The organism is Janthinobacterium glycogeni, assembly GCF_051380725.1.
In the GTDB taxonomy this organism is placed as follows: Bacteria; Pseudomonadota; Gammaproteobacteria; order Burkholderiales; family Burkholderiaceae_D; genus Janthinobacterium.
In genome coordinates, this window is the sequence record NZ_JBNYXP010000013.1 from 49,113 (window position 1) to 65,217 (window position 16,105).

At 56.4% G+C, this 16,105-nt stretch carries 13 protein-coding genes; 1 reads left to right on the forward strand and 12 read right to left on the reverse strand.

Annotation, left to right across the window (positions count from 1 at the left end):
• Nucleotide 1 precedes the first annotated feature (1 nt).
• From ACQ4W4_RS23555 to ACQ4W4_RS23605, 11 genes are all read right to left on the reverse strand, one after another.
• Nucleotides 2–988: an EpsG family protein gene (locus ACQ4W4_RS23555; protein WP_436544011.1), complete on the reverse strand. Its 987-nt coding sequence runs from the start codon at nucleotides 986–988 to the stop codon at nucleotides 2–4.
• A 147-nt stretch (nucleotides 989–1,135) separates the two neighbouring features.
• Nucleotides 1,136–2,320 (reverse strand): glycosyltransferase family 2 protein, encoded by a 1,185-nt coding sequence (locus ACQ4W4_RS23560; protein WP_436544012.1) that lies wholly within the window; start codon nucleotides 2,318–2,320, stop codon nucleotides 1,136–1,138.
• Between the two features lie 53 nt (nucleotides 2,321–2,373).
• Nucleotides 2,374–3,894, reverse strand: a complete 1,521-nt coding sequence (locus ACQ4W4_RS23565) for a lipopolysaccharide biosynthesis protein (protein ID WP_436544013.1) — start codon at nucleotides 3,892–3,894, stop codon at nucleotides 2,374–2,376.
• Between the two features lie 107 nt (nucleotides 3,895–4,001).
• Entirely contained in the window at nucleotides 4,002–5,015 is a 1,014-nt protein-coding gene (locus tag ACQ4W4_RS23570) for a polysaccharide biosynthesis protein (RefSeq protein WP_436544014.1), read from the reverse strand.
• 47 nt (nucleotides 5,016–5,062) lie between these two features.
• Nucleotides 5,063–6,187, reverse strand: coding sequence for a DegT/DnrJ/EryC1/StrS family aminotransferase (locus tag ACQ4W4_RS23575; RefSeq protein WP_436544015.1), 1,125 nt, complete (start codon nucleotides 6,185–6,187; stop codon nucleotides 5,063–5,065).
• Between the two features lie 5 nt (nucleotides 6,188–6,192).
• Complete coding sequence (locus ACQ4W4_RS23580) at nucleotides 6,193–7,281, reverse strand: DegT/DnrJ/EryC1/StrS family aminotransferase (RefSeq protein WP_436544016.1); 1,089 nt, start codon at nucleotides 7,279–7,281, stop codon at nucleotides 6,193–6,195.
• A 101-nt stretch (nucleotides 7,282–7,382) separates the two neighbouring features.
• Nucleotides 7,383–8,252 (reverse strand): dTDP-4-dehydrorhamnose reductase, encoded by an 870-nt coding sequence (gene rfbD, locus ACQ4W4_RS23585; protein ID WP_436544017.1) that lies wholly within the window; start codon nucleotides 8,250–8,252, stop codon nucleotides 7,383–7,385.
• On the reverse strand, nucleotides 8,249–8,794 hold the full coding sequence (rfbC, locus tag ACQ4W4_RS23590; RefSeq protein WP_436544018.1) for a dTDP-4-dehydrorhamnose 3,5-epimerase: 546 nt from the start codon (nucleotides 8,792–8,794) through the stop codon (nucleotides 8,249–8,251). The genes rfbD and rfbC overlap by 4 nt, the downstream gene beginning before the upstream one ends.
• A 5-nt stretch (nucleotides 8,795–8,799) precedes the next feature.
• Complete coding sequence (gene rfbA / locus ACQ4W4_RS23595) at nucleotides 8,800–9,687, reverse strand: glucose-1-phosphate thymidylyltransferase RfbA (protein ID WP_436544019.1); 888 nt, start codon at nucleotides 9,685–9,687, stop codon at nucleotides 8,800–8,802.
• Entirely contained in the window at nucleotides 9,684–10,766 is a 1,083-nt protein-coding gene (gene rfbB / locus ACQ4W4_RS23600; RefSeq protein WP_436544020.1) for a dTDP-glucose 4,6-dehydratase, read from the reverse strand. Before rfbB ends, rfbA begins: the two co-directional genes overlap by 4 nt.
• A 1,084-nt stretch (nucleotides 10,767–11,850) precedes the next feature.
• The gene (locus ACQ4W4_RS23605) at nucleotides 11,851–13,398 is read right to left on the reverse strand and encodes a DEAD/DEAH box helicase (protein ID WP_436544021.1); all 1,548 of its coding nucleotides are present in this window, start codon (nucleotides 13,396–13,398) and stop codon (nucleotides 11,851–11,853) included.
• A gap of 333 nt (nucleotides 13,399–13,731) precedes the next feature.
• On the opposite strand from ACQ4W4_RS23605, the gene ACQ4W4_RS23610 reads away from it, so the two are divergent.
• Complete coding sequence (locus ACQ4W4_RS23610) at nucleotides 13,732–13,992, forward strand: oxidoreductase-like domain-containing protein (protein WP_436544022.1); 261 nt, start codon at nucleotides 13,732–13,734, stop codon at nucleotides 13,990–13,992.
• Nucleotides 13,993–14,003: 11 nt separating this feature from the next.
• On the opposite strand, the gene ACQ4W4_RS23615 is transcribed toward ACQ4W4_RS23610, so the two are convergent.
• Nucleotides 14,004–15,689, reverse strand: coding sequence for a methyl-accepting chemotaxis protein (locus tag ACQ4W4_RS23615; RefSeq protein ID WP_436544023.1), 1,686 nt, complete (start codon nucleotides 15,687–15,689; stop codon nucleotides 14,004–14,006).
• Nucleotides 15,690–16,105 lie beyond the last annotated feature (416 nt).

Below are 16,105 nucleotides of genomic sequence, written 5' to 3' on the forward strand. Positions count from 1 at the left end.
TTTAAAAAAAGCTGACCGAGTTAATGGAAGACGAGCCAAGCAGAAAACTGATGGTCAGGCCAAATGAAGCAAGTACATAGCAATACACATATGGGTAGATATTCACGTCACGCGTGCGCTCCAGTTCATACGCAAAGCACCAGACAAAGATCGGAAAAATCGAATACACGAAGCGATAACTAAAGTACGGCAAGGGGAACAACAAGACGCTGGCGCCGAACAGCAGCCATAGAAAGTTGGCATAGGGCTTGAGGTCGATATATTTTCGCTTGTCCAGGTAACGCATGAATAAATACAGGCACAAAAAACTCGCATAAATGCTGATGCGGGCAAGAATCTCGTCGTTATCATGTGCCAGATACTTGGTGACCTCATACAAAAAACCGTTCACCGGTGCATACAGGATGCTGTCCGCCGGTACGAAAAACAGGCAGAGCAGGGCCAGCAAGCCACCTTGCACCAGGCGTCGCAGGTCACAGCAGGAAAGCAGGTAAATTACCAGCAGCAGGAACGAGCTTTTATGCAGCATCAATGACAGCAGCAAAAAGGCCAGACCGAACTTGCTTTTGAAACCGTGCGAGACGGCCACGCAGAACAGAATGGCCGATGCAGATTGCCTGAAAGCATTTGTAAAAAACTCGGTACCGACCGGGGAGAGGAGCAGGAAGAACAGCATGAAGAACTTGACCCGGATATTTCCCTTCATGCATAAGATCGGCAGCACGATGAACAGGATCCAGATACTTGCAAAGGCGTCGCGGTTGCAGAGCGCCCCCGGCACCAGCGAAAAGAAGAAATCCATGACGAAGAAGGAATAGTCATCCGCTTCTATGGTGCTGCCGTCGGCCTGGCAGGCCGACAGGAAGTAATGCAAATAGGTCGAGGAATCTGTGCCGAACTCGGGCGAACGGAATGCGTACACGCACAAGGCGATCAGGCCGCACATCGCGATCTGAAAAGACAGGCGCGACTTATCTTGGGTGAACATCCCGAGTATCAAAACAGGTAAAAAAACTATAATGTAAACTAGACCGATTGGCATTTTTCTTATTTCATGTGATGCAGTACCGTACGTACGCTACCGGAATTTCTCGCGGTGGCGGGGATGCCTTGCCCGGTTCTTGTAGGCGATGTTTCAGCGTTTGAATTCCTTCATCGCCGACTGCAGCAAACGCACGCTCGGTTGCACATGCGTCAGCAAATGGGCATAGGCCTCGCCGATATTGTTCAATTTTTCCTGCGCATACACCTGACTATCAATCGCCGGCCTGAATTTGATTTGCATGAAGCGGTAGGAACGGCGCAAGAACTCACGTGCCAGTTCCCAGACAAAGAGCAGACAGCCCGGGCTATAACGCTCGCGTTTGACATACGCACACAAAGAAGCCTTGGTTTCCCGCCAGTATTTTGGATGGTGCAGACAGCATTTGGCGTACAGCCGCGGCAGATTAGGGCGATAAGCTGCCTTGCCGATCTTGTCGATCGCCGCCTTGAACGAGTAGGACCAGACCGTCGGCACGCTGTAAAACTCGGGAATCAACGGGTCCCACACCAGATTGGTAAAGGCGCCGATATGCGCATTGTCGCGCAAGCCGCCCTTATGCCCGCCTTCGGCACTTTGCCCTGAAGTACTGCCGCCGGAACTGCCGGCAATAATGAAGGGAAAGTCGATACGGACGGAACTGCGCGACTCCTCGGCAATCAGGGCCGCACTGTAAATATCAGGGCTGACACCACCAAATAGCGCACCGTATTTTTGCTCAATGCGTTCGGCTAACGCGCGCGACATCATGCCCAGATAAGCGCGCGGCATCGACATCACGCCCGTTCCCAGATTTTTCAGTGCCTGCTGCAGCACCTGCGGCCCGTCGAGACGGGTAATGGTTGAACTGAATGGCGCAGCAGTCAACTTGGCAGTAAAGTCGGCCCCGAAATACAGCGACTTGAAATCCGGCCAGAAATAATTGGCACCCAGCGAACAGGCGGCCGCTTCGACGCCCGTATCGCGCGCCCAACGCGCCAGGTCTTCCGCGCCAGGTCCCAGGCAATCATCGTCACCGAGAAAGATCAGATAATCTCCTGTGGCCAGGTGTAATGCATTCTGAAAATTGGTCACCACATCCATCGGACGTTGTGGATGGTTGTAGATCAGCCGTCCAGAGTCAATCCAGTGCGCCAGGTCTTCCGCAATTTGCATGGTATCGCTGGTATCGGATACGACCACTTCCGTATCCGGGAAATTTTCCAGGATGGTGGTGATGGCGTTGATCGCATAGCGCTGGCGATTGTGCGTGGGAATGATGGCGGACAGAAGAGGCATTATAAGTATCGTGTATAAGTAATCGGTAAACGGCGGGAACGCTGGTGATGCATTCAGCTTCCGCTACGGCTCGGTTTCAGTCCAGACAGTTTTCGCGTGGTGATCCAACGCCGGATTTCCGGCGCGGTCAGCGCACTGCAGATGATGGACAGTCCCGCCGTCACGGCGATCATCAGCAGGCGCAGCCAGCGATTGTCGACCATGGACAGGCACCAGTAGCCTAGCAATAAACATGGCAAACTAGCAATAACCGGCAAAGCCAAACTGCGCCAGAACCAACGGCCCAGTTGGCCTGGCAAAAAATTTCGATGCAAAAAATACATATATGGCGGCATCGTGCACAGGTTCATAATCAACCACGAGAGACCCGCGCCGGCCAAGCCATGATGGATGACGAGGTAAATCATCATTGGCGTCACCAGGACAACCGAAACAATACCGATTTGTAGATTCAAGCGGATATTGCCATGGGCTAACGCCAAGTAATACGGCACTACCGTCAACGCTTGCAACAACTGCCCGCCCAGCAGCAGCGAAGCGGCCAGACTGGCTGCTTGCGCACTGGTAGCCGAACCGGTCCACAAATAAATCACATCATGTGAAAACAGCGCGACTGCCAAGCCGCCCGGGACGATCGCAATGGACACAAACTCGCAGGTACGGTGATACAGCGCGACCAGCTGTTCCCGGTCATTCCGTGCCACCAGCTCCGTGAAGCGGGGAAAAATTGCCGAGGCAATCGGACTCGCCAGGATTAACGGCACGGACGCCAGCGAACCCGCAAGCGTATAAAAGCCCAGCATGTCGAGCGACAACAGCTTGCTGACCGTCAACTTATCCACCTGTGTCAGCAAAATCGACAGCAAGGCCATGCCAGCCATGCCCGATGCATAGCGCCACGTACCATGAAATACCTGCCAGCGGAAAAAGCCCGCCGCACGCACGCCGTCAACCCGCAAGGCATGCCACAAACCGTGCCGCACCGATATGCAATAAATCGCATTGGCAACCAGCTGCCAGATGGCAAAAGTCACGATAGTCGGCGAAAAAAACCACAACACGAGTACCGTGCCAAAACCGCGATAAGCGCTCCAGGCAATTTGCAGGGCATTAGCGCGCACCTGCTGCTGTAAGCCCATCAAGCCGCCGATATACAGCCCAGACGGCAACTGAAACGCTATCGCGACGCCCATCAGCCGGATTGCCAGCGTAATGTCATCCGAACGCAAGGTACTGGCCTTCAGCCAGCGTTCGGCAATCAGGGGGGCAGCCAGACAAATCGATATGGCCAGCACGCAGCAAATAAGAAGATAGCTGAGTTCATATGTGCGCAGAAGGTCGCGCCGCTCCTGCTCCGCAATGGCACTCACCGACAGGCGCGCCATCTCCCGATTCAGGGTTGCCGAAAAACCCATATCCGCAAAGGCCAGCACGCCCAGCAGCATTGAATAGAAACCGACTAGGCCATATGCCTCCGCACCCAGCATGTGCAGATACAGGGGCACAAACAGATATACTGAAATGAAGCCCCATGCACGTCCCACGATATTGGCGGTGATATTCCGCTTAATCATGAATAGCCAAGCAAACGCGTAGCAAAATCGGAGATTTCATTTTTTATTACAATTCTTGGTGAGACTACACGCGACACTCATGAATGCCGCGCCAATGCCACTGGCGATCAGCGGTTTTTCAATTCCTGTTGAACGTACTCGAGCGAAAGCAGCAATTCCTTCACACCGGCGACATCCAGGCGTTGCGTGTTATGCGAGGTGTAGTCTTGGGTCTGGTTGACTTCGAGTTGGCCGTCAAGAATGAACTTGTCATAGTTTAAATCGCGATTATCTGCCGGCACACGGTAATATCCGCCCATGTCTTCCGCCTTGGCGATCTCTTCGCGAGAAACCAGCGACTCGTACAGTTTTTCGCCATGACGTGTACCGATGACCTTGATAGGCACATTGCTGGAAAAGAGCTCTTGGATGGCCTGCGCCAGCACATCAAGCGTGCTCGCCGGCGCCTTTTGCACGAAGATATCGCCTTGCTGGCCATGTTCGAAGGCATGAATGACCAAATCGACCGAGTCCTCCAGGGACATCAGGAAGCGCGTCATTTCCGGATCGGTCACCGTCAGCGGCATGCCAGCCTTGAGCTTTTCAATAAAAAGCGGGATTACCGAACCGCGCGATGCCATGACATTGCCATAACGCGTGGCGCACATCACCGGGCCACCAGCACGCACCATACGCGATTTAGCCACCAGCACTTTTTCGGCCATGGCTTTAGAAATACCCATGGCATTGATTGGATAGACAGCCTTATCCGTACTCAGCAAAATGACTTTTTTAACGTTATTGGCGATTGCCGCGTTCAATACGTTTTCCGTACCCAGCACATTGGTACGTACCGCTTCCATGGGGTAAAACTCACACGACGGCACTTGCTTCAACGCCGCCGCGTGAAAAACATAATCAACACCAACCATTGCCTGGGCAATGCTTTGATAATCGCGCGTATCGCCAATATAAAACTTCACCTTATCGTTGTTCAGCGCGATCCGCATGTCTTCCTGCTTCTTCTCATCGCGGCTAAAAACAATGATTTCCTTGACATTGGTGTTTAAGAATCTGTTCAGCACGGTATTACCGAAGGAGCCAGTGCCGCCAGTAATCATTAAAATTTTGTTATCAAACATGTCAGTCCAAGTAAAGATAGATATTAAAAATAGCGTGTCCGCAAAGTTCAGCCGGCCGTCTCGCGCAGCGCACTCTTCACGGAAGCGACTAGGTGCTCGATATCCTGTGCGGAGAGCCACCAGCCGCACGGTAGGGCAATCATGCTACGTTGTAATAGGTCGGTCTGCGGCAAATCACGATGACATGGTATAAAACCAGAGTAGATATCGTTGCGTTGATGCAACACTGATGCTGCCACGCCACGCGCTTTCAAGTCCTCCAGGACAACGTCACGTTGCTCCACGGAAATTAAAACAGCCCAATACGACGGTACAGCACCCGCAGTGGGTGCCAGTAGCGTCAGGCCCTCACAGCTGGCCAGCTCCGCCATGATACGCTGTGCATTGTCACGTGTTTTCTGTATGTTCTGCCCGACACTCTGCAATTGTACAGAGCCAAGCGCAGCGCACAAATTATTCATTGGCATTGACCAGCCGATCACGGGAATATCGGACTGTGGATTAATCTCGCCGCGGGTATCGCGGAAGCTGCTGGTATCGATACCGAAGCGGCGCAATTTCCGTGCACGGACGGCAGCCTCAGCCTCCCGGCATGCCAGCGCACCGCCTTCGGTGGTATTGATTTGCCGGTTAGGATAAAACGAATAAACGGCGAAATCGCCGAAAGTACCCACTTGCTTGTCATCAACTTTCGCCAGCAGAGCATTGTCGCAATCTTCGATCAGGACAATGCCGCGCGCGCGGCAAATATCCGCGATCTCGCGCGCCGGCCCAGGATAACCAGCCAGATGATACAAAATCACGGCACGTGTGGCAGGCGTGATCGCCCGTTCGAAGTCGGCCACATCCATGCATGCAGAGGCAGGTGCCAGGTCCACCCAGACGGGACGCGCACCGCATGTGGCGATCGCCGAGTTGGTCGACATACAGGCAAAGGCCGTGGTCAGAACATCATCGCCGGCGCGCACACCAGCCAGATAGAGCGCCAGGTGCAGCGCGCTGGTCATGTCGGCGGTGGTAACGATGTGGGCCTGCCCCAGCAGTTCAGCCAGACCACTCTCGAACTGCGCGACATGCGGTCCCGAGGCAATGCGCCCCGAGCGCAGCACGGCCAGTGCCGCCGTTTCCATTTCCGGAGTATTGACCACGCCAAACAAGGACAGTTGTGACATTGACACTATCCTTTTTTCAAGGCGTCAACGATACGCTCGCGGTCTTCCACACTCAGCCACCAGCCGCATGGGATGTGCACCATGCGGCGATAGTAGGTGTCCAGCTGGGGCATCGGACCGGCCAGTTCCTTGAAGATGCTGTGCAGATGGTTGGGGCGGTGCAGCTTGGACGCCGAGACACCAATGGCAGCCAGACGCCGCTCAACATCATCTGAGTCGTCCGACAACACCGTATACAGCCAATAGCTAGGCTCGGCCTGCTCATCAAATGCAGCCACGGCAAGGCCAGGGATGGCACCGATGGTCTGGTCAAAATAACGACCGTTTTCCTTGTGAGGATTGAGCACGCGGGCATCGATATCGAGCAGCTGCGCGAGACCGAACGTAGCCGTAACATTGTTCATATTATACTTGTAGCCGATCGAGGTAATATCGACTTCAGTACGGGGCACCCCTTTTTCCAGACCAAACCAGCGGAATTTCTTCGCCTCGCGGATCAGCGATGCATCGTGCATGGTCAGGATGCCGCCATCGACAGTGGTCATGTGCTTGATCGCCTGCAGCGAGAAAATGGCAAAGTCACCGATCGTGCCTATCGCCGCGCCAGCGTAGCGCGCGCCCATGGCATGCGCGCAGTCTTCAATCAGCGCAATACCATGACGACGCGCGATGGCGGCGATTTCCGCCAGCCGCACCGGCATACCGGCATAGTGCACGATCAAGATGGCCTTGGTCTTGCTGGTGATGCCTGCTTCAATCGCGGCAGGATCCAGATTGCCGGAACGCGCATCGACATCGGCAAACACGGGAACCGCGCCCATTTGCAAGATAACCACGTTGGTCGGTTCGGCCGTCATGCTGGTGGAAATGACCTCGTCGCCAGGCGTTACGCCTGCCAGGTGCAATGCCGCGTGCAGCGCCGCGGTACCACTGCTCATGCCCAACGCAAACGGCAGGCCAAAATGTTCCGCAAAGCGGCGCTCGAATTCGTAAACCTGCTCACCTTCGCCCACCTGGCCGCTGTACAGCACTTCTTCAAGTGCAGGCATCAGCACCTGCTTGGCGGGAAAGCCAACTTTCACTAATGGAATCATTTATATCTCTCGGTTGCCCAAAGGCGTTAAACAATACGATGGCCCCGCATGCGCGGTGCCTAAATTTCGCCACCATCACGCCACGGCTTGGCATATGGCCGTCAAGTCATGCAAAGCTTGAGTGCATCTTGCCAGGCGGGCAAACCGCAAAATGCCTGTGTCAGCCGTTCACAAGACAGGATCGAGGAACTTGGCCGCTTGGCGGGCAGAGGATATTCGGCAGTCGTGATCGCGGTGACGCGCGGCATTGCAGGCAGCTGAGCATTCTGCAAAATCTGTTGCGTGAATCCCGCCCAGGATGTGCTCCCTCCAGCGCTGAGGTGATACACGCCGCCATGATGGCTCCACCAGCTATGCGGATCACTATCGGCGAGCGCGCGTGCCAGAATATGCGCGGTCGTGTCGGCAATGGTACGGCACCAGGTGGGCGCGCCATGCTGGTCGCCAACAATACGCAATTCCGGGCGTTCCTGCGCCAGGCGCAGCACGGTCAGCAGAAAATTCTTGCCGCGCATGCCATACACCCAACTCGTACGCAGAATCAGATGATCGATGCCGGCCGCCTGAATGGCTTGCTCGCCAGCAAGCTTGCTGCGCCCGTACACATTGATCGGGCCCGTCGGATCGTCTTCCGTGTACGGACTGGTTTTCTCGCCGTCGAATACATAGTCGGTCGAATAATGAATCATGGCTGCGCCCAGCTTGCGGGCCTCTTCAGCCATCAGCTCAGGCGCCCGGGCATTGATCAGCATCGCCAATTCGGGTTCCCGTTCAGCCTGATCCACAGCCGTATAGGCTGCAGGATTGACAATCAAGCCAGGCTTGACGGCACGGATCACGTCACGCAGCTGATCCAGGTTCGACAAATCCATCTGTGCACGGCCAGGCGCGACGATCTCGCCCAACCCCTGCACGCTGCGGGCCAGCTCGTAACCGACTTGCCCCGTACTGCCGGTGAGCAGGATTTTCATGCAAACACCTCGGCATCGGCCAGCAATACCCCGGCAGCATCCTTACTTGACAGCAAGGGACTGCCCTCAAGCGGCCACTCGATGCCAATGGCCGGATCATTCCACTGGAGAGTGCGCTCAAATTGCTGCGCCCAATAGTCGGTGGTTTTATACAAGAATTCGGCCGAGTCGCTGGTCACCATGAAGCCGTGGGCAAAGCCAGGCGGTACCCACAACTGGCGCTTATTCTCCGCCGACAGAACCACGCCAACCCAATGGCCAAAAGTAGGGGAACTCTTGCGCAAATCGACCGCGACATCAAAGACGGCACCGGCGACAACACGCACCAGCTTGCCCTGGGTCTGCTCGACTTGATAGTGCAGCCCGCGCAGTACATTCCTGGCAGATTTCGAGTGGTTGTCTTGCACGAAATTGGTGACGACCCCCGTCAGCTCCTGAAAGCGCCGCTGGTTAAAGCTTTCATAAAAGAAACCTCGGTCATCGCCGAAAACCGTCGACTCAATCAGCAACACATCGGCAATCGCCGTCTTTTGAATTTGCATAAAAGTTAAAATATTTTTTCATTCAACAGGCGTAACAGGTACTGCCCATAGCTATTCTTCTTGAGCGCCTGTGCAAGCTCATTCAATTGAGCCGCGTCAATATAACCCCGACGGAAAGCGATTTCCTCAGGACAAGCCACTTTCAGCCCCTGACGATTCTCGATAGTGGCAATAAATTGCCCCGCCTCAAGCAATGATTCATGTGTTCCTGTGTCGAGCCATGCCATGCCGCGCCCCAAACGCTCCACCGTCAGTTCGCCGCGCTGCAAATAGATCTGATTGACATCGGTAATCTCAAGCTCCCCGCGTGCGGACGGTTTAATCGAGGCGGCGATATCCACTATCTGTCCGTCATAGAAATACAAACCAGTCACCGCGTAGTTCGACTTGGGCTGCGCCGGCTTTTCTTCGATACTGATGGCACGCTGCAGGTCATCGAACTCCACCACGCCATAACGCTCGGGGTCATGCACATGATAGGCAAACACCGTCGCACCATCTTTACGGCTGGACGCGGCAAGCAGCTGCGATTCGAAATCGTGACCGTAATAAATGTTATCGCCAAGAATAAGCGCCGTCGGCGCATCTCCGATGAACTCGCGGCCGATAATGAACGCCTGCGCCAAGCCATCCGGGGAAGGCTGCACGGCATAGCTCAACCGCAGCCCCCATTGCGCGCCGTCTCCCAGCAACTCTTGGAAACGGGGGGTGTCCTGGGGCGTGGAAATGATCAGAATCTCGCGGATACCGGCCAGCATCAAGGTTGTCAGCGGATAATAAATCATCGGCTTGTCATAGACAGGCAACAATTGTTTCGACACCGCCATGGTGACTGGATACAGACGGGTACCCGAACCGCCCGCCAGGATGATGCCTTTCCGTGCGGCGTTCACAGCACCTGCTCCTCAACGCTGCGTTGCGCATAATTCTGCTGGACCCATTCCAGATAGGCGCCCGACTGGATATGCTGGACCCAGTCCTGATGAGCAAGATACCACTGGACTGTCTTGGCGATGCCACTTTCAAAGGTTTCCGCAGGCTTCCAGCCAAGTTCACGCTCAATCTTGCGCGCATCAATGGCGTAGCGGCGGTCATGTCCTGGGCGATCCGCGACATAGCTGATCTGCGCGCGATACGAAACGCCGTCCGCCTTGGGATCGAGTTGATCAAGCATGTCGCACAGGGCATGCACAACCGACAGATTGGTCATTTCATTCCAGCCGCCGACATTGTACGTTTCGCCAACCCGCCCTTGTTCCAGCACGCGGCGGATAGCCGAGCAATGATCGCTGACATACAGCCAGTCACGCACTTGCAGTCCATCGCCATAGACAGGCAGCGGCTTGCCGGCACGGGCATTGGCGATTACCAGCGGAATCAGTTTTTCCGGGAAATGGAACGGACCGTAATTATTGGAACAATTGGTCGTCAGGGTCGGCAAGCCATAGGTATGATGGTAAGCCCGCACCAGATGGTCCGATGCCGCCTTGCTGGCAGAATACGGACTATTGGGCGCATACGCCGTGGTTTCCGAAAACGGGGCATCGTCCGGCCCCAGGCTGCCATACACTTCATCGGTGGAAACATGCAGGAAACGGAAAGCCTCTCGCTCATCCTCTGGCAATGCCGACCAGTAGCCACGCACCGCCTCAAGCAGCGTGAAGGTACCATTGACATTTGTCTCGATAAAGGCCGCAGGCCCCAGAATGGAACGATCGACGTGGCTTTCCGCCGCAAAGTGCAACACCGCGCGGGGCCGATACCGCTTCAGCAGACTCGCCACCAGCGACGCGTCGCCAATGTCTCCGTGAACGAAGATATGCCGTTGATCTTGCTCGAGCGACTGCAGATTTTGCAGATTGCCAGCATACGTCAACTTGTCAAGATTCAGCACCGGTTCATTACTTTTCGCCAACCAATCCATAACGAAATTAGAGCCAATAAAACCGGCACCGCCACTTACTAATATCATGTTGACGCCTCATAAAGAGTATAAATATGGTCGTTCATTTTAATACAAACGCAACTTTATTACCAGAAGCAAGAAGGCACGAGTCAAGCCATCAACTCAAAAAATACTTGCCCAGCACGCCTCAGCGCCCTCTTATTGAGCACCTTGATGCTGCGCATAACTTAAACCTCCAAACTGCCAAGCACTTAATTCTCGACAGCAAGAAACCATCGGATTCTGCCAAGAGATAGCACAAATAATGCAATAGTGGCAATATAAATTTCAAGCGGCAGCGTCAATAACCGAGCAGCAACAGGAATCATGCACAACTTTTTCGCAGCGAAATAACAGCACGTCACAACGGCATCCGGACGTGCCATATTAGATGCAACAATAGCCTATACTACAATGGCTTATGCAAAAAAACCTCTTACACCTTGTCACAAAAAAACACAACAATGTGGAAGGCAAGAGACAGCATTCCACGTCCAAGATCTCCGTCACGCACAGGTAGAAAATCAGCAGCACTGGCCAGTCAGAATCTGCTGCACTCACCATCCCCACTCGCACCGCCTATATCCCCTGGCAACATCACCAGCAATGCCGCTCTCATCAATAATTCATTACTCAAAAGATCACTCTTCACAATAAGGCCAGAAATGCAGCATTACCGAATATAGCCAAATGGAAAGTAGAGTAAAAAACAATGATACTGAGAAATCAAGGTAGCCATACATCAAAATACCAGAATAATCGCAAAACAATCTGAGTCTGTGACAATGAAAAACCGCAGAGTGCAACTGCTGATATACAGCGATGGATATAAGATGGATATAACAATATTGCCAGCATGCACGCTGGACCATGAGGAATATTATCCTGCCCTGCGATATGGCACCACACCGTTGCGTCAATAAGGTTGGACACCACCGCGCATGCACCACACATTCACGCGCCAGACGGCACCACACGCCGAGGTTTGGCAATTCCCATAAAAAAAAGCAGGCCACCGGCAAGGCGGGCTGCTTTTTCATGGCGGCAGGAGGGCGGTAGACCAAGCCAGACCAGGACGCCTCGCCCTTCGTCATAGCTTTAGCCCATTGCATCACTGCTTTGACAAACCTCCGAGCAGGGCCGCAAGCTTTTGCTTAGGCTTGACAGACGGCAGAGTGGCGGTCGCGGCAGGCGCTGCCGCCTTTGTCGGCTCATACGGCTTGAGGAACCAGGGATCGGCCTTTTCGCGGCGGGCGCCGGGGCCAAAGGCGGGACGCACACCGCGCTCGGCGGAGCGGCTGTCGCGGCTCTCACCGGCATGGCGGCTCTCGGGGGCACGCGCAGGACGCGCCTCGCCGCCTTCGCTGCGGCGCGGCGGACGGCGCTCGCTGTCGCCGCCGCGGGCGGGAGCCGGCGAGAAGCCCGTCAATTCACCGCGCTTGATGCTTTGTTTGATGAGTTTCTCGATATCGGCCAGCAAGCGCTCGTCTTTGTCCGAATAGATCGAAATGGCGTCGCCCGAGGCGCCGGCGCGGCCCGTGCGGCCGATGCGGTGCACATAGTCTTCCGCGTTGTACGGCAAGTCGAAGTTGATGACGCAAGGCAAGTCGGAAATATCCAGGCCGCGCGCCGCCACGTCAGTCGCCACCAGCACGTCGATCTCGCCCTTCTTGAACGCTTCCAGCGCCGCCATGCGTTCCTGCTGGCTCTTGTCGCCATGAATCGCCGTGGCGCTCATGCCTTCCTGTTCCAGCACGCGGGCCAGGCGCGAGGCGCCGATCTTGGTGTTCGAGAAGACGATAACCTGCTTCAGGTCGCGCTGGCGCAGCAGATGGGCGACCAGGGCATGCTTCTGGTCCTCCGTCACCTTGTACACCACTTGCGTGACCTTGTCGGCCGTCTGGTTGCTGCGCGCCACTTCGATCGTCAGCGGATCGTTGAGGAAGGTCGCGGCCAGTTTCTTGATTTCTGGCGAGAACGTCGCCGAGAACATCAGGTTCTGGCGTTGCTTCGGCAGCAAGTTGATGATGCGTTGCAAGTCGGGCAGGAAGCCCATGTCCAGCATGCGGTCGGCCTCATCCATGACCAGCATCTGCACCTGGCTCAGGCTGATGTTCTTTTGCTCGATATGGTCGAGCAAGCGGCCCGGCGTGGCGATGACGATTTCCACGCCACCGCGCAGGATGACGGTTTGCGGCTTCATGTCCATGCCGCCGAAGACGACGGTCGAGCGTAGCGGCGTGTGCTTGGCGTAGGCCTTGACGTTTTCGGCCACCTGCACCGCCAGCTCACGCGTCGGCGTGAGGATCAGCGCGCGCACCGGGTGGCGTGCCGGCGACATGCTGCTGCTGGCATGCGCCATCAGCAACTGGATGATCGGCAAGGAAAAACCGGCCGTCTTGCCGGTGCCCGTTTGCGCGGCACCCATCACATCGCGGCCTTGCAGCACCACGGGGATCGCTTGTTCCTGGATCGGTGTCGGATGGGTGTAACCCTGGTCGGTCAATGCGCGCTGGATTTCAGGCGCCAGGCCAAAGTCGGCAAAAGTCAGGCTGGGAGCAGCGGATGCGGCAGGTGCTGGTGCAGGCGCAGCGGCGACGGGCGCCGCTTCAGGGGCAATCGCTGGGCTGGGCGTAGGAGTCGATTCGGTTTCAGACATAAATTTTCTGGTGTGCCTCCGCACTGCGGAAGCCATGCTTTCTCAATAAACAACATTTCGGGGCACAGGCAGCTCCGTCTTGCAAGCCATGGATCATTGCTCTTGCGGCACCTCCGTGCTCCGGGACATGCTGTAGGGCGTATGCGGGAGCGTCGAAGAGATGTGCTGCGATGGCGGCGGAGATCGCGCCGGCGGAACATCGCGCGCAGAAGATACAATATCAGTGCTGTAAACGATACCCTAATTCACCGCAACTGTACACGGAAACCGTGATTTTTGAGCAAAAAGCGTTCCAGCAACGGAACGGCGGGATACCGTATCATGCCAGCTCCTATGCCAACTTCGATGCCGCCGCCGCCGCCCCCTGCCCGCACCATGTCCACCCCGCTTTTACCTCTCGATCCGCAACCGCAGCCGCCCAGCAAACCGGGCAATGACGAGTGCTGCCACAGCGGCTGCACCTTTTGCGTGCTGGAAATGTACCAGGAAGACCTGGCCGCCTACGAAGAGGCCCTGAGGGCGTGGCAGCAGCGCCAGCAAGCCGCTGCCGCACGCGCCGTCCAGAGCGTCAGGAAACCGCGCAAGCGCGCTTGACTTAATTTACATTAAAAGCTTTCCCACTCATCCACTGGCGCTGCGCGACGCGCCGTGCTGGTAAGTTGACGCGGCGCCGCTGCCGACGCCGCAGTTGCCGGCGTCTTGACGGTGACGGTCGTGCGCGGCCGGGTTGCAACGGTACTGGCCGCGTCGAGCTTGAAAATGCTGACCACGGCGCTCAGGCTGGCAGCCTGCTCCTGCATCGATTCGGCCGCTGCCGCCGCCTCTTCCACCAGGGCCGCATTTTGCTGCGTCACCTGATCCATCTGGGCGATCGCCTGGTTGACCTGCTCGATACCGGCGCTCTGCTCGCTGCTGGCGGCCGTGATCTCGCTCATGATGTCCGTCACGCGGGTGATGCTGGCAACGATGTCATCCATCGTGCGGCCCGCCTGGCCGACCAGTTTCGAGCCCGTCTCGACTTTCTCGACCGAGTCGCCGATCAGTACCTTGATATCCTTGGCCGCCGCGGCCGAGCGTTGCGCCAGGTTGCGCACTTCCGTGGCGACGACGGCAAAGCCACGCCCCTGCTCGCCTGCGCGCGCCGCCTCGACGGCCGCATTCAAGGCCAGAATATTGGTCTGGAAAGCAATGCCGTCGATGACGGCGATGATGTCGACGATCTTGCGCGACGAGGCATTGATCGATGCCATCGTGCCCACCACTTCGCTGACCACCTTGCCGCCCTCGATGGCGATGCTCGACGAGGTTTGCGCCATGGTGTTGGCCTGGCGCGCATTGTCCGCATTCTGCTTCACGGTCGAGGTCAGCTCTTCCATCGACGAAGCCGTTTCTTCCAGCGAACTGGCCTGCTCTTCCGTGCGCGACGACAAATCCTGGTTGCCGGCGGCAATCTGGCTCGACGCCGTGGCGATGGTATCGGTGCCACCGCGTACCTGGCCCACCAGGTTTTGCAGGCTGGCGTTCATGTCTTTCAGGGCTTGCATCAATTGCCCCGTTTCGTCTTGCGATCGCACAACAATATGCGCCGTCAGGTCGCCGGCCGCCACCCGGCGCGCCACGCCGACGGCCGCGATCAGCGGACGCGCCACGCTGCGCGCCACCCACAGCGCCAGCAGCATGCCGATGACGACGATGCCCACCAGTAAACCGATCAGGCTGGCGCGCGAGGCCGCATAGGTGGCGTCGGCGCTGGCGCTCGAGCGCACGCCGCCGTCCGTGTTAATCGACACCAGTTTATCGAGCGTCGCCATCATGTCCGTCATGACCTTGGCCGACGGCCCCACGGCCAGCGCGCGCGCCTCTTCCTTTTTCATCTCGCGCGACAGGCTCAGCATGGTTGCGTGCAGGCGCATGAATTCATCGTTCAGCGCCAGGAAGCGCTCGAACACCTCCTTCTCGCCCGGTTCGGAAATCAGGCCGCGGTACTTGTCGGCATCGGCCTTCAGCCTGGCCTGGGTTTCCGTCATGCGCGTTTCGTCCTGCGCCATGTCGGCATCCTGCGCGGCCAGCATGTGCGCCAGTTCCCAGCGGCGGAAATCGCTGACATCGCTGCGCATGGACATGGCCGCCAGCACGCTGGGCATCCAGTTGTCGGACAGGTCCGTCGACGCCGTATTGATGCGCGCCATGGAAAAGATTGCCGACACGCCCAGCGCTGCCGTCAGCAGCAGCACGGCGCCAAACGACAAGATCAGCTTGGTGGCAATTTTCAGATCAAAAAACCATTTCATGCGTTGCTTTCTTCATTAACAGGTAAACGGGACAAGGCAGGCGCGCAGCAACGCGGCGCAGGGAATGAGGTGGCTCATACCGAAACGCCGGTTAAATTTCCACAAGGCAATATTTTATCACCGTCGTACTGCAGCGCAGAGTGGTTTGATCGCGGCATGCTTCCAAAGTTCCGGGGTAGCGGGCAGCGTGGCGCATTGTGTTCCAACACTGTTGTTTCCAAACGGGAAAATGAAAAGCAGGCGTAGGAGTTGGATGACACGAGGCAATGTTCCTAGCCTACATAAGCACGTCGGCTCATCCGATGCCCGTCCGCCCCCCCTGGTTCTATAGTTGATACAAGATTCAGCACAACGCTAGCAAGCCAGAAAAGCAGCGCCATCCAACAAAATCAGAAGACGAGGCCCTACCATGTACA